The 23862-nt window shown below is 76.5% G+C and carries 22 protein-coding genes; 12 read left to right on the top strand and 10 right to left on the bottom strand.

Annotation, left to right across the window (positions count from 1 at the left end; genetic code table 11):
- The first annotated feature begins 49 nt into the window (after positions 1–49).
- Positions 50–676 (top strand): flavodoxin family protein, encoded by a 627-nt coding sequence (locus FB586_RS04440; RefSeq protein ID WP_136518064.1) that lies wholly within the window; start codon positions 50–52, stop codon positions 674–676.
- Positions 677–683: 7 nt separating this feature from the next.
- Here the strand turns inward: FB586_RS04440 and FB586_RS04435 are convergent, their stop codons facing one another.
- Positions 684–1895, bottom strand: a complete 1212-nt coding sequence (locus FB586_RS04435) for an MFS transporter (protein ID WP_136518063.1) — start codon at positions 1893–1895, stop codon at positions 684–686.
- Positions 1896–1916: 21 nt separating this feature from the next.
- On the opposite strand from FB586_RS04435, the gene FB586_RS19290 reads away from it, so the two are divergent.
- The 6 genes from FB586_RS19290 to FB586_RS04405 all read left to right on the top strand — a co-directional run bounded on the left by FB586_RS19290 (position 1917) and on the right by FB586_RS04405 (position 7273).
- Positions 1917–2555, top strand: coding sequence for a TetR/AcrR family transcriptional regulator (locus tag FB586_RS19290; protein WP_168800449.1), 639 nt, complete (start codon positions 1917–1919; stop codon positions 2553–2555).
- A 29-nt stretch (positions 2556–2584) separates the two neighbouring features.
- Complete coding sequence (locus tag FB586_RS04425) at positions 2585–3049, top strand: tRNA (cytidine(34)-2'-O)-methyltransferase (protein WP_136518062.1); 465 nt, start codon at positions 2585–2587, stop codon at positions 3047–3049.
- Entirely contained in the window at positions 3046–3579 is a 534-nt protein-coding gene (locus tag FB586_RS04420) for a GNAT family N-acetyltransferase (protein ID WP_246036426.1), read from the top strand. Before FB586_RS04425 ends, FB586_RS04420 begins: the two co-directional genes overlap by 4 nt.
- A 124-nt stretch (positions 3580–3703) precedes the next feature.
- The gene (locus FB586_RS04415; RefSeq protein WP_222928293.1) at positions 3704–5515 is read left to right on the top strand and encodes a gamma-glutamyltransferase family protein; all 1812 of its coding nucleotides are present in this window, start codon (positions 3704–3706) and stop codon (positions 5513–5515) included.
- A gap of 117 nt (positions 5516–5632) precedes the next feature.
- Complete coding sequence (locus FB586_RS04410; protein ID WP_136518060.1) at positions 5633–6511, top strand: amidohydrolase family protein; 879 nt, start codon at positions 5633–5635, stop codon at positions 6509–6511.
- A gap of 60 nt (positions 6512–6571) precedes the next feature.
- Positions 6572–7273, top strand: coding sequence for a FadR/GntR family transcriptional regulator (locus FB586_RS04405; RefSeq protein WP_136518059.1), 702 nt, complete (start codon positions 6572–6574; stop codon positions 7271–7273).
- A 39-nt stretch (positions 7274–7312) separates the two neighbouring features.
- Here FB586_RS04405 and FB586_RS04400 read toward each other — a convergent pair whose 3' ends face one another.
- The 5 genes from FB586_RS04400 to uxaC form a co-directional block, all read right to left on the bottom strand.
- Entirely contained in the window at positions 7313–8293 is a 981-nt protein-coding gene (locus FB586_RS04400; protein ID WP_136518058.1) for a hypothetical protein, read from the bottom strand.
- A 319-nt stretch (positions 8294–8612) separates the two neighbouring features.
- Positions 8613–9641: a LacI family DNA-binding transcriptional regulator gene (locus FB586_RS04395; protein ID WP_136518057.1), complete on the bottom strand. Its 1029-nt coding sequence runs from the start codon at positions 9639–9641 to the stop codon at positions 8613–8615.
- Positions 9642–9743: 102 nt separating this feature from the next.
- Complete coding sequence (locus FB586_RS04390) at positions 9744–10847, bottom strand: sugar kinase (RefSeq protein WP_136518056.1); 1104 nt, start codon at positions 10845–10847, stop codon at positions 9744–9746.
- Between the two features lie 56 nt (positions 10848–10903).
- On the bottom strand, positions 10904–11581 hold the full coding sequence (gene eda, locus FB586_RS04385) for a bifunctional 4-hydroxy-2-oxoglutarate aldolase/2-dehydro-3-deoxy-phosphogluconate aldolase (protein ID WP_136518055.1): 678 nt from the start codon (positions 11579–11581) through the stop codon (positions 10904–10906).
- Positions 11578–13059 (bottom strand): glucuronate isomerase, encoded by a 1482-nt coding sequence (gene uxaC, locus FB586_RS04380; protein WP_136518054.1) that lies wholly within the window; start codon positions 13057–13059, stop codon positions 11578–11580. Before uxaC ends, eda begins: the two co-directional genes overlap by 4 nt.
- Before the next feature lie 268 nt (positions 13060–13327).
- Between uxaC and FB586_RS04375 the strand changes: the two genes are divergently transcribed.
- The 4 genes from FB586_RS04375 (at position 13328) to FB586_RS04360 (ending at position 18237) form a co-directional block, all read left to right on the top strand.
- Positions 13328–14314, top strand: a complete 987-nt coding sequence (locus FB586_RS04375) for a LacI family DNA-binding transcriptional regulator (protein WP_136518053.1) — start codon at positions 13328–13330, stop codon at positions 14312–14314.
- Positions 14315–14353: 39 nt separating this feature from the next.
- Positions 14354–15853, top strand: a complete 1500-nt coding sequence (locus FB586_RS04370) for a mannitol dehydrogenase family protein (RefSeq protein WP_136518052.1) — start codon at positions 14354–14356, stop codon at positions 15851–15853.
- Positions 15854–16120: 267 nt separating this feature from the next.
- Complete coding sequence (locus FB586_RS04365) at positions 16121–17284, top strand: Gfo/Idh/MocA family protein (RefSeq protein ID WP_136518051.1); 1164 nt, start codon at positions 16121–16123, stop codon at positions 17282–17284.
- A 107-nt stretch (positions 17285–17391) separates the two neighbouring features.
- Entirely contained in the window at positions 17392–18237 is an 846-nt protein-coding gene (locus FB586_RS04360) for a sugar phosphate isomerase/epimerase family protein (RefSeq protein ID WP_246036511.1), read from the top strand.
- A gap of 74 nt (positions 18238–18311) precedes the next feature.
- Here the strand turns inward: FB586_RS04360 and FB586_RS04355 are convergent, their stop codons facing one another.
- Positions 18312–18821: a GNAT family N-acetyltransferase gene (locus FB586_RS04355; protein ID WP_136518049.1), complete on the bottom strand. Its 510-nt coding sequence runs from the start codon at positions 18819–18821 to the stop codon at positions 18312–18314.
- 281 nt (positions 18822–19102) lie between these two features.
- On the opposite strand from FB586_RS04355, the gene FB586_RS04350 reads away from it, so the two are divergent.
- Positions 19103–19615 carry a septum formation family protein gene (locus tag FB586_RS04350; RefSeq protein WP_136518048.1) on the top strand — a complete coding sequence of 171 codons (513 nt, stop codon included), beginning with the start codon at positions 19103–19105 and terminating at the stop codon, positions 19613–19615.
- 13 nt (positions 19616–19628) lie between these two features.
- On the opposite strand, the gene FB586_RS04345 is transcribed toward FB586_RS04350, so the two are convergent.
- From FB586_RS04345 to FB586_RS04335, 3 genes are read right to left on the bottom strand one after another with little or no spacing between them, the layout of a single operon-like run.
- Positions 19629–20822, bottom strand: coding sequence for an SGNH/GDSL hydrolase family protein (locus tag FB586_RS04345; protein ID WP_187697839.1), 1194 nt, complete (start codon positions 20820–20822; stop codon positions 19629–19631).
- Complete coding sequence (locus FB586_RS04340) at positions 20800–22947, bottom strand: FAD-binding protein (protein ID WP_136518047.1); 2148 nt, start codon at positions 22945–22947, stop codon at positions 20800–20802. The genes FB586_RS04345 and FB586_RS04340 overlap by 23 nt, the downstream gene beginning before the upstream one ends.
- A 25-nt stretch (positions 22948–22972) precedes the next feature.
- Complete coding sequence (locus tag FB586_RS04335) at positions 22973–23767, bottom strand: 3-ketoacyl-ACP reductase (RefSeq protein WP_136518046.1); 795 nt, start codon at positions 23765–23767, stop codon at positions 22973–22975.
- Between the last annotated feature and the right edge of the window lie 95 nt (positions 23768–23862).

The following is a 23862-nucleotide window of genomic DNA, read 5'->3' as shown; positions in this document are numbered from 1 at the left end:
GGCGTCCGCAGCGGTCGCGCGCCGCGCCCCGTCGGCCCAGGGTGGACGCATGACCGAGACCTCCGCACCGGACCTGACCGCCCTCGTCCTCGTCGGGACGCTCACCCCCTCGCCGACCGCGTCCAGCTCCGAGCTGCTGGGGCGGCAGGTGCTGGCCGCCCTGGGCGAGCACGGGGTGACCGGCGAGGTCGTGCGGGTCGTGGACCACGACGTGCGGCCGGGTGTGCAGAAGGACATGGGCGAGGGGGACGCGTGGCCGGCGATCCGGCAGAAGATGCTGGCGGCGGACATCCTGGTCGTCGCCACGCCGATCTGGATGGGCCAGCCGTCCAGCGTCACGAAGCGGGCGCTGGAGCGCCTCGACGCCGAGCTGTCGGAGCAGGACGACGAGGGCCGCCTGCTCACCTACGGGAAGGTGGCCGCGGTCGCGGTCGTCGGCAACGAGGACGGCGCCCACCACGTGAGCGCGGAGGTGTTCCAGGCGCTGAACGACGTCGGCTTCACGATCCCCGCCGCCGCGGTCACGTACTGGGTGGGCGAGGCGATGGGCTCGGCGGACTACCAGGACCTCGACGAGACCCCGGAGACGGTCACGACCACCACCCGGACGCTCGCCGCGAACACGGCGCACCTCGCGCGGCTGCTGAAGCGGCAGGGGTACCCGCCGGCGTCCTGACCGCGGGTCAGGGCCGCACGCGCGGGGGCCGGACGAGGCCGGCCGCTCCCCCGGCCAGGCACAGACCCGCCGCCGCGACCGCGAGGACGACCGGGTCCACGCCGCCCCGGGCGGCACCCAGCGCGGCCGACCCGGCCGCCTGCCCGGTGGCCAGGGCCACGAACAGCACCGACGTGCCGGCGCCGCCGCGGCCGGGCCAGGCCTCGCGCGCCCACAGGATCAGCACGCCCGACGCGGCCATGTACGCGGCGCCGAAGAGGGCCGTGGCGGCGAGCGCGAGGGTCGCGCCGCCGGTCGCGACCGCACCGGCGACGCCGGCGGTCGCCAGGGCGAGGGCGCCCGCGCACGCCGCCCACCCGCCGCGCAGGCCCACCCGGCGGACGAGGGCACCGGTCAGCGTCCCGAGGACGCCGCCCACGCCGAGCGCGACCCACAGCCACCCCGTGCGCTCGTGCGGGACGGCGCCCGACCCGGTGAGCACGAGCGGGCCGAACGACCACACCATCGCCGACCCGGCTCCGGCGAGGACGGCCGCCACCGCGGGGACGACGAGCGCGGCGGCGCGGGCGGGTGCCTGCCCGGGCGCGTCGGCGCCGCCGGCCTCGGGCGCGGGCCGCCTCGCGGCGCGCCGGGCCGCCCACCACGCGGCACCGGCCGTCGCGGCGCAGAGGACGGCCATGAGGACCCACGCCGTGGCGGTCGCGGGGACGAGGGCGGCGACGGCGCCGGCACCGACCACGCCGACGGCGGTCCCCGTGTTCACCACGGACTGCGCCGCGGCGCGGGACCGCTCCGGCACCGCGGCGTCGACGACGGGCACGAGCGCCGGGGACGCGAGGGCCCCGCCCGTGCCCGCGACGGCCACCGCGACGAGGAGCACCGCCGGGTCCGTCGCGACGGCCACGCCGAGGCAGCCGACCGTCGCCGCGGTCCCCGCGAGCGCGAGCCCGGCGCGCGGCCGCCGGTCGACCACGCGGGCCACGGCCAGCGCGGCGACCGCGTAGGCGGTGAACTGCACGGCGCCGGCCCAGCCGAGCGCGCCGGCGAGCCCGGGCCGCTCGGCCTCGAGCGCGGGTGCGGAGAGCCCGACGCCGAACCGGGCCATGCCGTACGTCGCCGCGATCAGCAGCATCCCGGCGAGGGCGACGGCCGCTCCCGCGACGGGCCGGGGCGCCGGGGACCGCGGCGCCGCCTCGGGGTATAACGCTCGTTTCGCCATAACGACCGTTACGCTAGCGCTGTGCGGCGACCCGGCGACACCCGAGAGCGGATCCTCGACGCCGCGGAGGGCCTGTTCTTCCGCGACGGCATCGCGGTCACCGGCGTGGACGCCGTCGCCGCGGCGGCCGGTGTCGCGGTCGTGACGCTCTACAAGCACGTCGGCTCCAAGGACGCCCTCCTGCGCGACGTGCTGCGCCGCCGCCTCGACGCCTGGCTCGTCCACTGGGATGCCGCCGTCGCGCGGGCCGGCACGCCCCGCGCCCGGCTGCTCGCGGTGTTCGACGCCGTGGCGACGTTCCGCGCCGCGGCCACCCCCACGCAGTGGTGCTGCTTCCTCGCGACCGCGTCCGAGCGGCCCGCGCCCGCAGACGGCGGCCAGGACCCGGTCCTCGAGCTGGTCGAGCAGGACACGCGCCTCGTCACCGGCCGCCTGGCGGCGCTGGCGCGGGACGCCGGCCTCCCGGACCCCGACGGGACCGCGGCGACGCTCCTGCTGCTCTACAACGGCGTCCTCGCGAGCCTGCTGCGCGGTGAGCCGGCCGATCCCGTCCCCCTCGCGCGCCGCGCCGCGGCCACGCTGCTGGACGCCGACCGGCCGGACGCCGACCGGCCGGACGCCGCCCCTCCGGACGCCGCCCGGCCGGACGCGGCCCGCTGACCCGCGCGGCGGGTGGGAGGATCGTCCCCGTGCTGCACGTCGCCCTGTTCGAGCCGCGGATCCCCGGCAACACGGGCAACGCGATCCGCATGTGCGCCGGCACGGGCGCGACCCTGCACCTCGTCGAGCCGCTGGGCTTCGAGCTGTCCGAGGCGCGGCTGCGCCGGGCGGGCCTGGACTACCACGACCTCGCGCACGTGGTCGTGCACCCGCACCTCGGCGCGCTGCTCACGGCGCTGCCCGAGGCGCGCGTGTTCGCGTTCACCACGCGGTCGGAGCGCTGGCACACGGACGTCGACTGGCGCGACGGCGACGTCCTGCTGTTCGGGCCGGAGCCGGTCGGGCTCCCCGACGAGGTCGTCGACCACCCGCGCGTCACCGACCGGGTGCGCATCCCGATGCTCCCGGGCCGGCGGTCGATGAACCTGTCCAACGCGGCCGCGGTCGCCACCTACGAGGCGTGGCGCGTCCTCGGCTTCCCGGGCGGGCAGTGAGCACCGGCACGGGCCCGCGCACGGACGCGGCCGTCGAGCCCGCAGGGCCGGACGACGTGGACGCGATCCTCGCGCTGCGCACCTCCCTCGAGGACTGGATGGCGCGGGCGGGCGTCGTCCAGTGGCCGCGCGGGTCGCTGCCACGCGAGCGCGTGGAGGCGCAGCTCGCCGCCGGCGAGTGGCACGTCGTGCGCGGCGCCCCGGGCGAGGTCGTCGGGACGCTGCGGCTGCTGTGGTCGGACCCGGAGTTCTGGGGCGACGACGACGCGCCGGCCGTGTACGTGCACGGGCTGATGAGCGCCCGGTCCCGCCGGGGGTCGGGCCTGGGGCGCGCGCTCCTGGACTGGGCCGCCGAGCGCGGCCGCGACGCCGGCGTCGGCCTGTTCCGCCTGGACTGCCGGGACACGAACCCCGCCCTGCGCGCCTACTACGAGGCGTACGGGTTCACGGCCGTCGGGCACCGCGACTTCGCGACGTTCCGCGCCGTGCTCCTGCAGAAGCCGCTCGACGGCCCGTCCGCGCCGGCCTGACCGGGACGTCCGGACCCGTCGGCGACGCCGCCCCGGACCCGCCGCCCGTTTGGCCGTCCGCGCCCCCGCGTCGCAGGATCGACCGGTGTTCACGACGCGACCCGTCCTGACGGGCACCTTCGGCATGGTCGGCTCGACGCACTGGCTGGCGAGCGCGGTCGGCATGCGCACGCTCGAGGCCGGCGGCAACGCGTTCGACGCGGCCGTCGCGGCCGGCTTCACGCTGTCCGTGGTCGAGCCGCACCTCAACGGCCCTGGCGGCGACGTGCCGGTCATCGGCCACCGGGCCTCCGACGGGCGCACGTTCGTCGTGTGCGGGCAGGGCACCGCGCCGGCCGCGGCGACGCCGCTGGCGTTCGCGGCGCTGGGCGTCGACGTCGTCCCGGGCACGGGCCACCTCGCGGCGGTCGTGCCCGGCGCGTTCGGCGCGTGGCTCGACCTGCTCGCGCGCCACGGGACGATGACGCTCGCCGAGGTGCTGGCCCCGGCGATCGGGTACGCGCGCGACGGGTACCCGCTGGTGCCCGCCGCGGCCCGCACGATCGCCACGGTCGCGGACATGTTCACCGAGCACTGGCCGACCAGCGCCGAGGTCTACCTGACGGCCGGCGGCGCGCCCGAGGCCGGCAGCCGGTTCGCCAACCCCGCGCTCGCGGCGACCTTCGAGCGGCTCGTCGCGGAGGCGCAGGCCGCCGGCCCGGACCGGGAGGCGCAGATCGAGGCGGCGCGCCGCGCGTTCTACGAGGGCTTCGTCGCCGAGGCGGTCGACGCGTTCGTGTCGGGCACGCCCGTCGTCGACGCGACCGGGTCCGCGCACGCGGGCTTCCTGCGCGGCGACGACATGGCGGCGTGGCGCGCGAGCGAGGAGCCGACGGTGGCGGTGCCGTTCGCGGGCGTCGAGGTGCACAAGACGGCCGCGTGGGGCCAGGGCCCGGTGCTGCTGCAGCAGCTGCGCCTGCTCGACGCGCTCGGCGTCGAGGACCTGGTCAGGGAGGTCGTCACGGCCGAGCGGCACGGCCTCGTCGCCGTCGGGCCGACCACGGAGCTCGTCCACCTCGTGACCGAGGCGGCCAAGCTCGCGTTCGCCGACCGGGACGCCTGGTACGGCGACTCGGGCGACGTCCCGCTCGACGCGCTGCTGTCCCCCGCGTACGCGGCCGAGCGCGCCCGCCTCGTCGGCGCCGAGGCCGACGGCGGCTACCGGCCCGGCAGCCCCGACGGGCGCGAGCCGGTGCTGCCGCGCGCCCTGCTCGAGGCGCGCGCCGAGGCGGAGGGCGGCACGCCGGGGAGGACGGGCGGCGCGCCGGGCGGCGGCCTCGGGGAGCCGACGGTGTCGCCGATCGGCCTGTCCCCCGGCGACACCTGCCACGTCGACGTCGTCGACCGGTGGGGCAACCGGGTGTCCGCGACGCCGTCGGGCGGCTGGCTCCAGTCGAGCCCGGTCGTCCCCGGGCTGGGCTTCGCGCTGCCCACGCGCGCGCAGATGTTCTGGCTCGAGCCCGGGCTGCCGTCGAGCCTGGTGCCCGGCACGCGCCCGCGCACGACCCTGAGCCCCGCGATGGTGCTCGGCGCCGGCGGCGCCGGGTTCGCGTTCGGCACGCCGGGCGGCGACCAGCAGGACCAGTGGACCGTCCCGTTCCTGCTGCGGCACCTGGTCGGCGGGGCGGACCTGCAGGCGGCGATCGACGGCGCGTCGTGGCACTCGACGCACGTGCACGGCTCGTTCCACCCCCGCACGCACACCCCGCGCGGCCTCGCCGCCGAGTCGCGCCTGGGGGCGGAGGTCCTCGCGGCGCTCGCGGCGCGCGGGCACGCGGTGCAGGACGCCGGACCGTGGACGCTCGGGCGCATCAGCGCCGCCGGCGTGCGGGCCGACGGGCTCCTGGAGGCGGCGGCCAACCCGCGCGGCATGCAGGGGTACGCCGTCGGGCGGTGACGGACCCGGCGCAGCACGCCCGGCCAGTCATCGGATGTCTACCGTCCCCGATGAGGGTTCCATGAGGATCCGACCTCCGGGACGTTCCAGACATCCGATCACCGATACGGTCGAACCATGCCCTACGACGTCGTGGACGCACATCTGCAGGTGTGGGACCCGGAGACGGTCCACTACCCGTGGATGACGCAGGACCCCTCCCTCCTGCACGAGGCGTACCGCGTCGCCGACGTGGGCGGAGCGCTGCACGAGCACCACGTGGACGGCGTGGTGCTCGTGCAGTCCGCCGACAACCGGGCCGACTCCGAGCACCTGCTCTTCCAGGCGCTCAGCTGCCCCGCCGTCGTGGGCGTCGTCGCGTGGGTCCCCCTGGACCGCCCCGACGAGGCCGCCACGCAGCTCGACCACTGGCGGGGCGAGCCGGTCGTCGGGATCAGCCACCACGTCGACCGGGAGGCGGACGCGGGCTGGCTGGTGCGCGACACCGTGGACGACGGGCTGCACCTGCTCACCGAGCGCCGCCTCGTCCTCGACCTGCCCGCGACGACGCCGGAGCTGCTCGCGCACGTCGTCACCGTCGCCGAGCGGCACCCCAAGCTCACGGTCGTCGTGGACCACCTCGGCGCACCCCCGCTCGCGGCGCTGCACGCGGGCGACACGGCGACGTGGACCCGCTGGGCGACCGCGCTCGAGCAGGTCGCGCAGGTCCCCAACGTCGTCGCGAAGCTCGCCGGGCTCGGCCGCGTCGCCCGCCCGGGGTGGACGGTGGACGACGTCCGCCCCGCCGTCGACCACGCCCTCGCGACCTTCGGCCCGGACCGCCTCATGGCGGGCAGCGACTGGCCGACCGCGCTGCACGGGCAGGCGTCCTGGGACGAGGCCTGGACGACCGTCGGCACGCTCCTCGCGGACCTCGACGACGCCGGCCGGGCCTGCGTGCTGGGCCGCACCGCCGTCGAGGTCTACGGCATCCCGCCCCTCGTCGCCGAGCGTTAGCATCGAACGGGTCGGCCGTCCAGGTCGGCGGGTCATGGCGGACCGGACGAGGACGGGCACGTGTCACGCACCCAGGGCGTCGTCGAGGACATCCAGCGGCTGATCCTCGACGGCGGGCTGCGCCCGGGCGACCGGCTGCCGGCGGAGAAGGAGCTCGCGGCCGAGCTCGGGGTGTCCCGCGGCTCGCTGCGCGAGGGCGTCCGCGCGCTCGTCGTCCTCGGCATCCTCGAGGCGCGCCACGGCGACGGCACGTACGTGACCGACCTCAACCCGGCGACGCTCCTGACCCCCCTCGCGTTCGTCGCGGACGTGCCGGGCGACCGGGCCCAGCTGCACGCGGTGCGCCGGATGCTCGAGACGGAGGCGGCCGGCCTTGCGGCGCTGCGCCGCACGGACCCGCAGATCGCCCGCGCCCGCGCCGCGCTGGACGAGACGAACCGCGCGCTGGTGCAGGCGGCGCCCGACCCCGAGGTGCTCGTGGCCGCGGACCTGGCGTTCCACCGAGCCATCGCCGACGGGTCCGGCAACACCGTGCTCGCCGCGCTGGTCGACGGCCTGGCCGGCACCCACGCACGCCGCCGCGCGTGGGAGGAGCTGCACGACGTCGCCGGCGACCGCGTCACCGCGGAGCACGAGGCGATCCTCGCCGCGGTCGTGGACCGCGACCCCGACCGCGCGCGGCTGCGCATGGCGACGCACCTGCTGGGCGTCGAGGACCTGGTCACCGGGCGTGCCGCCCGCGAGGAGGCACGCACGCGCTGACGGCCCCGGACCGGAGCTGACGGCCTCGGACCGGGACGGTCAGGAGCGCGCGTCGTCCGCCGACCCGCACGCGTCCAGCACGAAGTCGTGCAGCGCGCCCCGCAGCGCGGGCGGGGCCGCGACGAACACCGGCGGGAGGGCGACCCCGTCGACCGCCGCGTGCACGGGCAGGACCGTCCCGCGCTTGTCCTCCGCGATCGCGTGCAGGTCGCACCGCGCGGGCGCGACCGGCAGGACCACGCGCCCGTCCGGCGGCGGGGCGGCGGAGTCGACGTCGAGGACCCACGGGCCGTAGCCGGACGCCGGCCGCAGCAGCGTCGTGCCGCCGACCTGGACGAGCCGCACGTGCGGCCCTCCGGGCACGGGCCGCACCCGCAGGACGACCTCCGCGGTGCCGTCGTCGCGGGTCGTCAGCGTCTCCTCGAGGCCCAGCTCCAGGCCGGCGGCGACGGCCGCGGCGGCGCAGTCCTCGCCGTGCACGCGGCGCAGGTCGTCGGTCTCCTCCGTCGGCGCGACGCGGACCGTGGCGCGGCGGCCGTCGGCGTCGACGACGTCGAGCTCGACGACGGGTGCGGGGTCGACCGCAGTGGTGACGCCGCCGCGTGGGCAGACGGGCGCGGCCAGCGCCGCCCGCAGCGCGCGGGTGCGGCCCGCACCGACCTCACGCGGCTCCTCGGTGACCGCGGGGCCGGAGGTCGTCGCGCTCGTCAGGCGGCCCTCGAGGACGGTCAGGTCGGCGGCACTGCCGTTGTGCACGCGCAGCTCCACGACGCGGGCGACGCGGTCGCTGCGCGCCTGCGCGATCTCGACCGTGAGGCCCTCGGTGACGGAGCGGGGCAGCGGTCCGGGCGAGGCGGGTGCGCCGGTCGCGGACGAGCCGCCGCTCGTCGGCGCCGCCGGGCCCGTCGCACCCGGCGTGCACGCCGCGACGGCCGCGACGGCCGCGAGGACGACGGCGGCCGCACCGGCGGGGGCGCGTCCCACCCACGCGTGCGCGGACAGCCGGCCGTCGGGGGGCACCACCGCATCGTCCCCCACGGCGCCGGCCGTCGGAACACCGGCGTGTCGCGAGGTGGGGAGGAGCCTCTCCTGCGGCTGTACGCCCCGTGTGCGCACACCGGGCGTACGAGTGCGGGAGGGGCCCCGCCTCCGGCGCGACGCGCCGCCGGACACGCCGACCGAGTGCCGGGCCGGGCGCCGGACGCTCGGAGGTACGCAGTCACGCGCTCCGACCCTCGTGTCGGCGCCGGGCGCTCGGAGGTACGCAGTCACGCGCTCCGACCCTCAGGCGGCCCGGCGGTCTCCGGTCCGAGGGTCGCCGCGCCGGACGTCGTGGCGGTCAGGCGGTGCGGTCGGGCGTCGACGCGCGCAGCACGACCTCGGTCGGCACGGCGCGCACGCGCGGCTCGCCGGCGTGCTCCTCGAGGGCGAGCTCGGTGGCGAGCACCCCGACGTCGACGAGCGGGACCCGCACGGTCGTCAGCGGCGGCACGACGTCGCGGAGCGTGAGGATGTCGTCGAAGCCCGCGAGCGCGACGTCCTCCGGGACGCGCACACCCAGGTCGCGCGCGGCCGCCAGCGCGCCGAGCGCCATGACGTCGTTGACGGCGAACACCACGTCGACGTCCGGGCCCACGTGCAGCAGCTCGCGCATCGCGGCCTCGCCGCCCTCGTGCGTGAACTCCCCGGGGACGACGTGCGCGGGGTCGACGGGCGCGCCGAGCTCGGCGAACGCCGACGTGAACGCCTCCCGCCGCTCGCGCGCCGTCAGGTGGTCCTGCGGTCCGCCCAGCACCCCTGGCCGGCGGTAGCCGCGCGCGTGCAGGGCCCGCGCGAGCGCGTCCGCCCCCGCCGCGTTGTCGACCGCGACCGTGTCGACGCCGAGCACCGGCTGCCCGACCAGCGCCACGGCGCCGCCGGCGGCCCGGAAGTCGGCGAGGGCGTCCCGCATGGCGACGTTCTCCGCGTCGTCGTCGTGCCGGCCGCCGGCGATGACGATCGCGCGCGCCCGCTGCCGCTGCAGCAGCCGCACGAGCTCGACCTCGCGCGCGGGCTCGTGCTGCGTGCTCGCGAGCGTCACCTGCAGCGCGGCGCGGTCGGCCGCGCGCGTGACGCCCGCCGCGATGGACGAGAAGAACGGGTCGGCGATGTCGTGCACGACGAGGCCGAGGGACGTCGTGCGCCCGCGGGCCATCGCCTGCGCGTTCGCGTCGGGGGTGTAGCGCAGCCGCTCGGCGGCGGCGAGGACGCGCTCGCGCAGGTCGGGGCGGACGGTGCGGTTCGCGCTGCCGTTGATCGCGCGCGACGCGGTGGCCAGCGAGACGCCGGCCTCACGCGCCACGTCGCTGAGGGTCACGCTGGAGGCCATGGCGGTCAGGCTAGGGCAGCAAGGGCCACCGCCGCCGGGACCTGCGCGACGGCGAGACGGCCGCCCGGGCGGGCGCGGCGCCCACCCGGGCGGCCGGTCGGCTCAGCGGTCGACGCGCGCGCTGCCGCCGCCGGCGAGCTTGAGCACCTCGGCCTTCGTGGCCATGGTCGTGTCGCCGGGCGTCGTCATGGCGAGCGCGCCGTGCGCGGCGCCGTACTCGACGGCGGTCTGCAGGGGCTGCCCGTCGAGCAGGCCGAACGCGAGGCCGGACGCGAACGAGTCGCCGCCGCCGACGCGGTCGAGGATCTCCAGGCCCGGGCGGTGCGTGGCCTGCACGAGGCCCGACGCGCGCGACCAGGCGATCGCACCCCAGTCGTTGACGGTGGCCGTGCGGACCGTGCGCATGGTCGTCGCGATGACCTGGAAGTTCGGGTACGTCGCCGCGACCTTCTCGATCATGGCGGCGAACTTGTCGACCTCGAGGTCGGAGAGGTTCTCGTCGACGCCCTCGACCTCGAACCCGAGGGAGGCGGTGAAGTCCTCCTCGTTGCCGATCATCACGTCGATGTGCGGCGCGATCTCCCGGTTGACCTCCTGCGCGCGGGCCTGGCCGCCGACGGCCTTCCACAGCGACGGGCGGTAGTTGAGGTCGTAGGAGACGACCGTGCCGTGCTCGTGCGCGACCGTGACGGCCTCGATCACCGTCTCGGCCGCCGAGTCGGACAGCGCCGCGAAGATGCCGCCGGTGTGGAACCAGCGCACCCCGAGCTCGCCGAACAGGTGCTCCCAGTCGACGTCGCCGGGCTTGAGCTGCGACGCCGCCGTGTGGCCGCGGTCGGAGACGCCGACCGCGCCACGCACGCCGAAGCCGCGCTCGGTGAAGTTCAGGCCGTTGCGGACCGCGCGGCCGACGCCGTCGTAGGGCACCCACCGCACGAACTGCGTGTCGAGCCCGCCCTGGAGCATGAAGTCCTCGACGAGCCGGCCGACCTCGTTGTCCGCGAGCGCGGTGACGACCGCCGCCCGCAGGCCGAACGCCCGGCGCAGGCCCCGGGCCACGTTGTACTCGCCGCCGCCCTCCCACGCGCGGAACTGGCGCGCGGTGCGGATGCGGCCCTCGCCCGGGTCGAGGCGGAGCATCACCTCGCCGAGGCTGACGGCGTCGTAGCGGGTCTCGGCGGCGGGGCGGATCGTCAGGTCGGGCATCGTCGGCTCCTGAGAGGTCCGGGGGCGGGCGGGCGGCGTCGGCGGGCGGGCGTGCGTCAGACGGTCGGGCGCAGGTCGGTCGCGAGGGCGACGGCGTCGGCGACGAGGCCGCGCACGGCCTCGAGGTCGCCGGCGCGCACGAGGTCGCGCGGGACCATCCACGACCCGCCGACGGCCGCGACCGACGGCAGCGCGAGGAACTCCTCGAGGTTCGCCGGGCCGATACCGCCGGTGGGCACGAAGCGCAGGTCGCCGAAGGGCGCCGCGAGCGCGGCGATCGCCTTCGCACCGCCCGAGGTGCCGGCGGGGAAGAACTTCACCGTGGTGACGCCCAGCTCGAGCGCGGCCTGCACCTCCGTGGCGGTGACGGCGCCGGGCAGCGCGAGCACGCCGTGCTCGTGGCACCGCTCGACGACGGCGCGGCTCGTGCCCGGGGACACGACGTAGGACGCCCCGGCCGCGACGGCCGCGTCGACCTGCTGCGGGGTGAGGACCGTCCCCGCGCCGACGAGCACGTCGCCGCGGTCGCGCAGGGCGCGGATGGCGTCGGCCGCGGCGGCGGTGCGGAACGTGACCTCGGCGACGGGCAGGCCGCCGCCGACGAGGGCGGCGCCGAGGCCGTCGGCGTCCTTCGCGTCGTCGAGGACGACGACAGGGACGAGGCGGTGCGCGGCGAGGCGCTCGAGGACGGTGGTGCCCGCGTCGGTCGCGGTGGCGCTGTCGGTGCCGGTCACGGCAGGACCTCCTGGGGAGCGGCGGCGTCGGTGCCGCGGAAAGCGCTTGCTGTGACAGGAGGGTACGCCATGCGCGGCAGGTGGTAGGCCAGGTCGACGGCCGTCTCGACGGCCTCGTCGACGTCCAGCCGGTGCTCGGCGACCAGGCGGGCCAGGAAGCCCGCGTCGATGCGCCGCGCCAGGTCGTGGCGGGCCGGGATGGACAGGAACGCGCGCGTGTCGTCGACGAAGCCGGTCGTGTTGTAGAAGCCGGCGGTGTCGGTCACGGCCTCCCGGTAGCGGCGCATGCCGTCCGGGGTGTCGAGGAACCACCACGGCGCCCCGAGGCGCACCGCCGGGTACACGCCGGCGATCGGCGCGAGCTCGCGGCTGAACGTGTCCTCGTCGAGCGTGAACAGGATGAGCCGCAGGTCCGGGTGGTGCCCGAACGCCTCGAGCAGCGGCGCCAGCGAGCGCACGTACTCCGTCGCGACCGGGATGTCGTAGCCCACGTCCGCGCCGCGCTCGAGCGCCACGCGCGGGTCGTGGTCGCGCAGCGCACCCGGGTGCAGCTGCATGACGAGCCCGTCCTGCGTCGACATGCGCGCCATCTCGAACAGCATGTGCGCGCTGAACGCCTGCGCCTCCGCCGCCGTGACCTCGCCGCGCAGGGCGGCCGCGAACACCGCCTGGGCGTCCGCCGGGTCCATCGGCGTCGTGTCCGCGCGCAGGTGCCCGTGGTCGGTCGCCCGGGCGCCCGCCTCGACGAACGCCCAGCGGCGTGCCTCGAGCGCCCGCACGTAGTCGCGGTACGAGCCGATCTCCGTGCCGGCCCGCTCGCCGAGCAGCGCGACGTCGTCCCGCCAGCCCGGGCGGTCCACGTGCAGCACGGCGTCGGGGCGGAACGTCGGGACCACGCGCTGCCCCCACCCGCGGGCGGCCAGGTCGGCGTGGTCGGCCAGCGTCGCCGTCGCCGGGTCGGTCGTCGCGAGGATCTCGATGTCGAGCCGGTCGAGCAGCGCGAGCGGCCGGAACGCCGGGTCGGCGAGCCGCTCCGCGATCGTGTCGTACGCCTCGTCGGCCGTCCGCGCGGACAGCTTGTGCCGCACGCCCAGCACCTCGACGAGCACGTGCTCCATCCAGAACCGCGTCGGCGTGCCGCGGAACAGGTGCCAGTGCGCCGCGAACGTGCGCCAGATCGCGCGCGGGTCGGTCTCCACCGGCTGCCCGTCGCGCCGCGGGACGCCGAGCGCGTCGTGCGGCACGCCCTGCGAGACGAGCATCCGCACGAGGTAGTGGTCGGGCACGACGAGCAGGGACGCGGGGTCGCCGAACGGCTCGTCGCGGGCGAGCATGCCGGCGTCCACGTGGCCGTGCATGGACACGATCGGCAGCTCGCGGGTCGCGTCGAAGATCTGGCGGGCGATGCCCCGCGTCACGGGGTCCGCCGGCAGTGCGCGGTCCGGGTGCAGCGTCCAGCGGGCGTCGGTTGCGGGCATGAGTCCTCCTGGACGTCGGCGCGGCGGGCGCCCCTGCGCGCCCGACGCCGCGGGCCCGGTCCCGGGCGGTGAGCCCGGTCGGGCGGCGCATTCCGACGGATGAATGCGTTTGCACGCACGACCATGCCAGGCGTGAGGCGGCGACCGCAAGGGGTCGACGGCAACGTTGCGCGCGGTGCGTGAACCGTGCTGCAATCGCATTCATCACGGACACCCGTCCGCCTCCTGCGGCACGGGACGCCGGGCAGGAGCGCCACGAGGAGGACGGATGGCCGTCACGCTGCGCGACGTCGCGCGCGCCGCCGGCGTCTCCCCCGCGACCGCCTCCCGCGCCCTCAGCGCACCCGACCTGGTGGCGCCCGAGCGCCGCGAGCTCGTCCGTCGCGTCGCCCGCGAGCTCGGCTACCGGCCCAACCGCGCGGCCCGCGAGCTCATCACCGGGCGCTCCGGGCACCTGTGCCTCGTCGTGCCCGACCTCGAGAACCCGTTCTTCGCGGCGGTCGCCAAGGCCGTGCAGGCCCGCGCCCGTGCCGCCGGGCACGCCGTCGTCGTCGCCGACGCCGAGGAGGACCCGCTGCTCGAGGCCGAGCTCGTCGGGCACCTCGGCGCGCAGGCCGACGGGGTCCTGCTCTGCTCGCCGCGCATGTCCCCCGACGACCTCGCCGACGTCGCGGCCGACGACCGCCCGCTGCTGCTGGTGAACCGGGAGGCCGCGGGGCTGCCCTCCGTCGTCATCGACAACCGCGACGGCGTCCGCCAGGCCGTGCGCCACCTGCACGCGCTCGGCCACCGCCGCGTCGCCTACGCGGGCGGGCCACCCGGGTCCTGGTCCGACGCCCGGCGCCGCGAGGGGCTCGGCGGCGAGCTGACCGACGCACTGCCCGGCCTCGAGGTGGTCGACCTGGGCGCGCACGCCCCCGTGTTCGCCGGCGGCGTCGCCGCCGCGGACCTCGCACTCGCCGCCGGGGCGACGGCCGTCCTCGCGCACAACGACCTCATGGCGCTCGGCCTGCTCGACCGGCTGCGCACGCGCGGGGTCCGGGTGCCGGACGACGTCTCCGTGGTCGGGTTCGACGACGCGCCCGTCGCCACGCTCGTGACGCCCGCGCTGACCACCGTCGCGGCACCGCTCGCCCGGCTCGGGCGCACCGCCGTCGACCTGCTGCTCGACCCGCCGCGCACCGACGAGCCCGCGCGGGTCGCCCTGCCCGTCGAGCTCGTCGTACGCGCGTCCACCGCACCGCCGCCCGCCTGACCGCGGCCGCCCACCACCCCCGAGCCCCGGAGCCCTTCGATGACGAACCCCCGGCTGTCCCTGCGCACGTGGCACGAGCGCGCCGCCCGGCCCCTGCCCGACGGCGTCCGTGGCCCCGCCGTGGACCCCGCCGCGACCACCGTCGGCCAGGTGCACCTGGGCCTCGGTGCGTTCACGCGCGCGCACCAGGCCGTGTGCACCGAGGACGCCGCGGCGGCGACCGGCGGGACGGGCTGGGGCGTCCTCGGCGTCACGCAGCGCAGCCCGCGCGTCGCCGAGCAGCTCGTGCCGCAGGACGGCCTGTACGGCGTGCTCACGGCGGGCGCGGACGGGACGTCGCTGCGGCTCGTCGGGTCCGTGCGCGACGTGGCGTACCCGGGGCGTGACACCGGGCGGGTGCTCGACGCGCTCGCGGCGGCCACGACCCACGTCGTCACGCTGACCGTGACGGAGAAGGGCTACCGGCGCGGCGCCGGCGGGGGCCTCGACGTCGGCGCCGAGGACGTCGCGGCGGACCTGGCCGACGCCCGCGCCGAGCTGACCGGCGGGGCCGCCGGCGCCGCACGCACGCCCGTCGGCATGCTGGTGCGCGGGCTCGTCCGCCGGCACCGCACGTCGGCGGCGCCGCTGACCGTGGTGTGCTGCGACAACCTCACCGACAACGGCACGGTGCTGGCGGGGCTGGTCGGGGACGCGCTGGCCGCGGTGCCCGGCGCCGAGAAGGCGCGCGCGTGGGTCGAGGAGTCGGTGCGGTTCCCGTCCACCATGGTCGACCGGATCGTCCCGGCGACGACCGAGGCGCACCACGCCGAGGCCGAGGCGCTGCTGGGACTGCGGGACGAGGGCCTCGTCGTGGGCGAGCCGTTCTTCCAGTGGGTCGTGGAGGACGCGTTCGCGGGGCCGCGACCGGCGTGGGAGCGCGCCGGGGCGACCCTCACGCAGGACGTCGCGCCGTACGAGCGGGCGAAGCTGCGCGTGCTCAACGCGACGCACTCGACGCTCGCGTACCTGGGCGCGCTGCGCGGGCACGCGACGATCGCGGAGGCCGTGGCGGACCCGGACCTGGCCGCGGTGGCGCGCGCCCTCGTCGACGAGGACGTCCTGCCGACGCTCACCGCACCCGACGGCATGGACCTGCCCGCCTACCGGGACTCGGTGCTGCACCGGTTCGCGAACCCCGCGACCGGTCACACGACCGTGCAGGTCGCCATGGACGGCTCGCAGAAGCTGCCCGTGCGCCTGCTCGGCACGGTCGCCGACCGGCTCGCGGCCGGCGCGGTCCCGCACGCGGCGGCCACGGCGTTCGCCGGCTGGGTCGCGTACGTGCGGGCCGCGAGCGAGGGCGGGCTGGTCGTCGGCGGCCGCACGGTGGCCCTCGACGACCCGCTGGCACCGGTGCTCGCCGAGGCCGCCGCGGGCTCGCCGGAGGAGGCCGTCGACGGCGTCCTCGCGCTGCGCCAGGTCGTGCCGGCGGACGTCGCGGCGTCCACGGAGTTCCGCTCGGCGGCCGTCGCCGCCCTCCGCGACCTGACCCGCTGACCGCGACACCGCGACCGCCCCGGCGAACCCGGACTTCTCGGCGCCGGCCGCCGCCTGGACGCCGGGAACTCCGGGTTCACCGCCCTCCCCCCGGGGCAGACGGCGGCGAGGCCGGAGTTCGTCAGGACCGGGGGGCCGCGGTGCTGACGAAGTCCGGGGTCGTCGGGGACCGTCGCGTCTTGACGGTGCCGCCCGGCCGTCCGTACGATCCGGAAAGCGCATTCCTCGGGCGGGCGACGGTGCCGGCCCCGACCACAGGGAGACCCGATGACCACCCGCACGCTGCGCATCGCGATGAACGGCATCACCGGCCGCATGGGCTACCGCCAGCACCTCGTCCGCTCGATCCTGCCGATCCGCGACCAGGGCGGCATCACGCTGCCCGACGGCACGCGCGTGCAGGTGGAGCCCGTGCTCGTCGGCCGCAACGCCGACAAGGTCCGCGAGCTCGCGGAGAAGCACGGGGTCGAGCACTGGACGACGGACCTGCAGGCCGCGATCCACGACCCGGCGACCGACATCGTCTTCGACGCGTCGATGACGAGCCTGCGCGCGGGCACGCTGACCGAGGCGATGAAGGCCGGCAAGCACGTCTACACCGAGAAGCCGACGGCCGAGACGCTGGCCGAGGCCGTCGAGCTCGCCTGCCTGCGCGAGACCACGGGCGTCACCGCGGGCGTCGTGCACGACAAGCTCTACCTGCCGGGTCTGGTCAAGCTGCGCCGCCTCGTCGACGAGGGCTTCTTCGGCCGCATCCTGTCGCTGCGCGGCGAGTTCGGCTACTGGGTGTGGGAGGGCGACGTGCAGCCCGCCCAGCGCCCGTCGTGGAACTACCGCAAGGCCGACGGCGGCGGCATGACCGTCGACATGTACTGCCACTGGAACTACGTGCTCGAGGGCATCGTCGGCAAGGTCCGCACCGTCTCGTCGCAGACCGCGACGCACATCCCGACCCGCTGGGACGAGAAGGGCGAGCCGTACGAGGCGACGGCCGACGACGCGGCGTACGGGATCTTCCAGCTCGAGACGCCCGGCGGCGACCCGGTGATCGCGCAGATCAACTCCTCGTGGGCCGTGCGCGTGCACCGCGACGAGCTCGTCGAGTTCCAGGTGGACGGCACGGACGGCTCCGCGGTCGCGGGCCTGTTCCACTGCGTCGCGCAGCCCCGGTCGGCCACTCCGAAGCCCGTCTGGAACCCGGACCTGCCGACCACCGAGAAGTTCCGCGACCAGTGGATCGACATCCCCGCGAACGCCGAGCTCGACAACGGGTTCAAGGCGCAGTGGGAGGAGTTCCTCGCGGACGTCGCGCTCGGCCGGACGCACCGCTTCGACCTGCTCTCGGCGGCGCGCGGCGTGCAGCTCGCCGAGCTGGGCCTGCGCTCCTCCGACGAGGGCCGGCGCCTGGACGTCCCCGAGATCACGCTGTGACCGGGGCGGGCACCGGCACGGTCGCGGTCGCCCCGGTCGCGCAGGCGGCCGAGGGGCGGCGCGCGGACCTCGCGCGGCTCTCGCTCAACACCGCGACGACCAAGCACCTGACGCTGGCCGAGGCCGCGGCGGCCGCCGCCGACGCCGGGCTGTCCGCGATCGGCGTGTGGCGCGACCGCGTGCAGGAGGTCGGCGCCGAGCAGGCCGCCCGGATCGTCGCGGACCAGGGGCTGCGCGTGTCGTCGCTGTGCCGCGGCGGGTTCCTCACCACGCCGGACCCGCAGGCCGCGGCCGCGGCGCTCGAGGACAACCGGTTCGCGATCCGCGAGGCGGCGACCCTCGGGACCCACGAGCTGATCATGGTCGTCGGCGGCCTGCCGGCGTGCCCCGCGCCCGGCGCCGGTGCGCGCCCGTACCCCGGCGACGGCGCCGCCGACCCCGCCCGCGACCTCGTCGCCACCCGGCAGCGCGTCGCGGACCGCATCGCGGAGCTCGCGCCGTACGCCGCCGAGCACGGCGTGCGGCTCGTGCTCGAGCCGCTGCACCCGATGTTCGCGGCCGACCGGGCGGTCGTCTCCACGCTCGGGCAGGCGCTGGACCTCGCGGCGCCGTTCGACGCCGACGTCGTGGGCGTCGTCGTCGACACGTACCACGTGTGGTGGGACCCGGACCTGCAGCGGCAGGTCGCGCGGGCCGGCGCCGAGGGACGCATCGCGTCGTACCAGGTGTGCGACTGGGTGCTGCCGCTGGCCGCCGAGCCCCTGAACTCGCGCGGGCACGTCGGCGACGGGTACGTCGACTTCGCGACGATCACCGGGTGGGTGCGCGACGCCGGGTACGCCGGCGACGTCGAGGTCGAGATCTTCAACGAGAGCATCTGGGCCGACCCCGCCGACCGCACCCTGGCCACCCTGGCGGAGCGGCACGTGCGGCACGTCCTGCCGCACCTGTGAGGACGCCCCACGCGTGAGCGTGCCCCGCGCGTGACCACGAGGGCGCCGGCCACGTGCCGGCGCCCTCGTGCGCGTCACTCCCCCGGGCCGGGCACGCCGCGCTCCCAGCGCAGCAGCGTCCCCTCCTCGGGGTGCTCGACCCGGGCGACCTGCGCGAACCCGGCCGCGCGCAGCACGCCGCCGGAGCGCTCGTCGCCGTCGCGCGTGTGCGCCACGACCCGGTCGACCTCGCCCGACGCGGCCGCGGCCGCGAGCAGCGCGCGGACGGCCGCGGTGGCGAACCCGCACCGCCGGTGCTCGGGCGCGATCTCGTAGCCGACCTCGACGGTGCGGTCCACGGGCGGACCGGCGAACCCGCCGGAGCCGACGAGCAGGCCGCTGTCGTCGTCGAGGAACAGGTGCATCCACCACGGCGCCTGCCCGGGGTGCTCGGTGAGGATGCGCAGGGTGGCCGGGACGGCCTCGGGGAACTCCGGCCACCCCGCGGGGACGGGGACGCCCAGCAGGGCCGACAGGTCCTGCGGCGAGCGCAGGAGGGCGGAGAGGTGGGATGCCGTCGCGGTCAGGAGACGGACGCGCGCCATGGTGACGACCTTTCGGGACGAGGCCGTGCGCGTGCAGGTGGCGGGACGTCCCAGGAGTGCGCGCACGACGAAGCTGACCGCGCACCCGCTCCTGCGGGGGCACGGGGACCCGGATACGGGTGCGGCACTCCTGGTCAGCTCGGTCGGCGTCGTGTCACGCCGGCGCCCACGCTAGCAGCGCGGCCCATCGTGACGCACGGCACACCGTGCGTGCGCAGGTTCACCCGCACGCGCGTCCAAATCGCGCCGGAACGTCCCTGACCTGCTGGTTCACTCCTCCGGTGACCGTGAACCACCGCCGTGCGCTGCTCCCCCTGACCGTCCTCGCCGCCGCCGTCGCCCTGTCCGGGTGCGGCACGGTCCTCGACGCCGTCGTCGGAGACGACGCCCCGCCGGCGCCCCGCGCGGAGCCCGGCGGCGAGGTGACCGCCTCCGCCGAGGCCGACGTCTTCACGCTCCAGGTGGGCGACTGCCTGAACTACATGGACCAGTCGGAGGCGGACCAGATCTCGTCGCTGCCGACGGTGCCCTGCAGCGAGCCGCACGACTCGGAGATCTACGCCGAGATGACGATCACCGAGGACCAGCTCCCGACGGTCGAGACGCTCGCGGACGCGTTCTGCCTCGAGCAGTTCACGACGTTCGTCGGCATGAGCTACGACGAGTCCGCCCTGTACTACAGCTACCTCGTGCCCTCCGAGCTCAGCTTCGACCAGGGCGACGACGTGGTGCAGTGCCTGGTGGTGCAGCAGGAGGGCGGCGTGACGGGCACGCTGAAGGACGCCGGCATCTGACGTCGCGCCGCCGTCAGCGGGCCGGTGCCGCCCGCTGCACGGCGGCCAGGACCCGCGCGAAGCGTTCGCCCATGCGCCGCTGCGCGGCGGCGTCCGGGTGCAGCAGGTCGGCCATCGGCAGCTCGGCGGCGTCGGCCTCGCCGTAGAGGTCGCGCCCGTCGACGTACGTCAGCGCGGTGTCGCCCGCGGCGCGCCGGGCGGCCACGAGGGCCGCGAGCTCGGTGCGGATGACGCGCAGCGACAGCTTGCCCTCGGCGACCTCCTCCGCCCGCCCGGCCGTGCGGAACGTCGTCACGGGCGCGTCGGGGTCGATCGACGTCGGCCCCGGCGCGTCCTCGACGAGCGGGCACAGGACGGGCGAGACGACGACGAGCGGCGTCGTCGGGTGGCCCTCGCGGACCGTGTCGAGGAACCCGTGCACGGCCGGGACGAACGCGCGCCGGCGCATGAGGTCGTGGTTCACGACGTTGATGCCGAGCTTGAGGCTGATGACGTCCGCGGGCTGGTCCCGCACCGCGCGGGCGACGAACGGGTCGAGCACGGCGTTGCCGGACAGGCCCAGGTTGACCAGGTCGAACCCGGCGCTGCGGGCGGCGACCGCCGGCCAGGTGCCGGTCGGCACGTCCGCGTCGGCGCCGTGGCTGATGGACGAGCCGTGGTGCACCCAGCGCGGCGCGTCGACGGGTGCGGGCAGCAGCACCGGGGCGTCGGCCTCGACCGCGACGAGGGCGACGCGCTCGCGGTACGGCAGCCACACCTCGACGTCGGCGGGGGTGCCGCCGGCGTCCGGCAGCGTGAAGGCCACGGTCCCCGCCGTCGCCGGGCCGAGCGACGTCGTCGCGCTGCCCGGGTCGAACGTCAGGAGGCCTGACGCCTCGCACACCGCCGACGCGACGACGCGGCCGCCGACGAGCGCCTCGAACCGCTCCGCAGGTGCCGGCTCGGCGTGCGGGAGGGTCGCGACGCGCCACGTCCGCACGTGCAGCACGAGGCGGCGGGCGGCGGTCCGCAGGCGCAGCCGGACGCCCGACGGCTGCTCGTCGCACATCGCGACGAAGTCGTCCGGGAACTGCGCCCGCGTCCAGGCGGGGAGGCGGTGCGGGAGCAGCCCGTCGGCCGTCGGCTCGAGCCAGGCCGCCCCGCGCACCTCGACGCGCGCGTCGGGCAGCGGGACCCGGTGGACGTCAGTGGACGTTGCCGTGCTCACGGAACTCCCGCCACACGTTCTCGAAGAAGTCGTCGTCCTCCGGGATCGGGCGGCGGGGGCGCCACCGGAAGACCGGCGTGCCGGCGGGGTCGGCGACGTCGCGCGGCACGACGGGCACCCAGCCGGGCCCGCCGTCGTCGGCGGGGGCCGCCTCCCCCGGCGCCAGCCACGCGGTCTCCTGCACGACGTGGTCGAGCACGCCGCCGTCGAGCGCGAACCGGAAGACGTCCGGCAGGTCGAGCTCCGCGTCGGCGTCCGGCCCGTACCCGGTGCGCGGCAGCGCGCCCGACGCGTCGGAGTACAGCACCGACCCGCGCGAGCGCCCGCCGTGGGCGACGTAGTCGGCCATCGCCGACAGGTACACGTAGGCGCTGGTGAGGATGTCGCGGACGAGGAACGTGCGGTTGACCGAGCGCCGGGAGGAGCCGTCGGCGCTGACGAGGTCCTCGTAGCGGGTCAGCCAGTCGTGCACCTGCACGAGCGCCTCGTCGATCGAGGCGGCGGAGCGGACCGGCCCGGCCTTGGCGCTCATGAGCACCTGGACGTCCGTGAGCAGGTCACCCGTGTTGTCCGCGACGCCGGCGGCGGCGCGTCCGGTCGCGCGGGCGGTCAGGTCCAGCGCGGCGCCCAGCACCGGGGCGGCCGCCTCGGCGAACTCCGCCTCGGGCAGGGGCTTCTCGTCCCGGCGCGCGGCGATGAACTGCGCGGCGCGCGTCGCGCCGACCTGGCCGCTGTTGAGCGCGGCGCCGCCCGGCCGGTAGACGCCGTGCGCGCCACCCGCCTCGCCGACCGGGAAGAACCCGGCGACGTTCGACTGCCACCAGGCGTCGACGACGAGGCCGCCGTTGTTGTGCTGCGCGCACACGTCGACCTCGAGCATCTCCTTCTCGAGGTCCACGTACGGGTTCTTGTCCAGGTAGAACTGGTAGGCGGGCTCGTTCATCCGGCGCAGCCGCTGGATCGGGGTGCCGAAGAGCACGCCCGCCTTCTCCAGGTAGGCGAACGCCTCGGGGCTGAGCGCGGTCGGGTCGAAGTCCTCGCGCACGGGGTTGCGGCGGAAGTCGAGGAACACGCGCCGCCCGCGCAGCACGGTCTCGCGGTAGACGAGCAGGTCGACCAGGCTCGACCCGTCGCGGGCCTTCCGGATGTCGAACGGCCACTGGTAGCCCTTGAGGAACACCAGCGACATCAGGCGCCCGTAGTCGGGGATCGCCTCGGTGAGGAACTCGCGCTCGTCGCCGCCGTCCTGGTCGGTCGAGACGAACCGCGGGATCACCTGCATGTACGTACCGGACACGTTCCAGCGCGGCTTGATCGACGCGAGCCCGAACTGCCACTCGGTGAGGTTCTTGCCGTGCACGCCGGCGCGGTACGCCGCGCCGGACGCGCCCCACTGGCCGTTGGGGAAGACGCGCGTCGCGTACATGCCCGCCGGGCCGCCCGTGGCGTAGACGAGGTTGGTGCAGCGGAACAGCAGCCACGGGCTCGCGGCACCGTCGTGGGGGACGTCCGTGCGCAGCACGAGCAGCCCGGCCACGCGGCGCGTGCCGTCGGGGTCGGTCGTCGTGACGACGTCGACGACCCGGCACTCGTCGAACACGCGCGTGCCGTCGCGCTGCACCTTCTTCTCCAGGTGCTCCACCATCGACCGGCTCGTGTACGGCCCCACCGACGTGGCACGGCGACGCGGGTCGTGGTCGGTCTTGTAGCCGATGAACTCCCCGAACCGGTTCTGCGGGAACGGCACGCCGAGGTCGACGAGGTGCAGGAACCCGCGGGCGGACAGCGCCGCCTCCGCGAGCGCGTTGTCGCCGTCCATCGCGCCGCCGCTGAACAGCGTCTCGGCCATCTCGCGCACCGAGTCGCCGTCGCCGCCGGACAGCGTGAGCTTGTAGTACGTCTGCTTGTCCGACCCCGCGTTGCGGGACGCCCCGGCGTGGATCTTGTCGGCGACCATGACGACGTCGTCGTGGCCGAACTGGACCAGCCGCGCGGCGGCGCAGTAGCCGGCCGACCCGGTGCCGACGACCACGGTCGTCGCCGTGACGACCGGGACGTCGTGGCCGCCGATCCGCAGCGTCTCGGGCTCGTGGTGCAGGGGCTCGGTGCGGGGCTCGGTGCTCATGGCGCTCTCGATTCCGTGGTGCGGGTCAGAGGACCGGGATGTGCATGCCGCCGTCGACGTGGAAGACCTCACCCGTCGAGTAGGGCGTCTGCCCGGACGCGAGGATCGACACGGCGCCGGCCACGTCCGCCGGGCGGCCCCAGCGGTTGACGGGCGCGAGGCCCTGCTCGATGAGGGCGTCGTACTTGCCCGTGACGCCCGCGGTCATGTCGGTGGCGATGACGCCGGGACGCACCTCGTAGACGACGACCCCCTCGGGACCGAGCCGGGCCGCCCACAGCTGCGTCGCCATGCCGACGCCCGCCTTGGAGATGCAGTAGTCGCCGCGGTTGGTCGACACGGTGGTCGCGGAGATCGACGAGACGTTGACGACCGTGGCGACGGGCCCGGCCGGCGGCTCGGGCAGCGCGTCGAGCGGGCCGCGCAGCTCGATGACGCGCCGGGCGAACTCCTGCGTGAGGAAGTACGGACCGCGCAGGTTGATCCCCAGCACGCGGTCGAACGACTCGGCGGTCGCCTCGAGCAGGTCCGCGCGCACGCTCGGCGCGACGCCGGCGTTGTTGACCAGCAGGTCCAGCCGCCCCCACGCGTCGACGGCGTCGTCCACGTAGCGACGGTGGTCGTCGAGGTCCGCGACGGAGCCGCGCACGTACCGCACCAGCGACGGGTCGCCGGCGGCCTCGCGCAGCTCCTCGAGGACGTCGGTGGGCTCCTCGCGCGTCGCGAGGATGGAGACCGCGAACCCGTCGGCGACGAGGCGGCGGCTGATGCCGAGGCCGATCCCGCGGTTGCCTCCGGTGACCAGTGCGACTGCGGGCATCGTTGCCTTCCCTCGTGCGAGCACGCGGCCGGGTGCGCGAGGGCACGGGCCGGGCCGCCGTCGTCGGCGGCAGGGTGATCGTGTCATGGCGGACA

The sequence above is a fragment of the Cellulomonas telluris genome (assembly GCF_004886325.1).
GTDB lineage: Bacteria > Actinomycetota > Actinomycetes > Actinomycetales > Cellulomonadaceae > Cellulomonas > Cellulomonas telluris.
The sequence above is the reverse complement of the archived record's forward strand: the minus strand, read 5'-3'. Positions and strand labels throughout refer to the sequence as shown.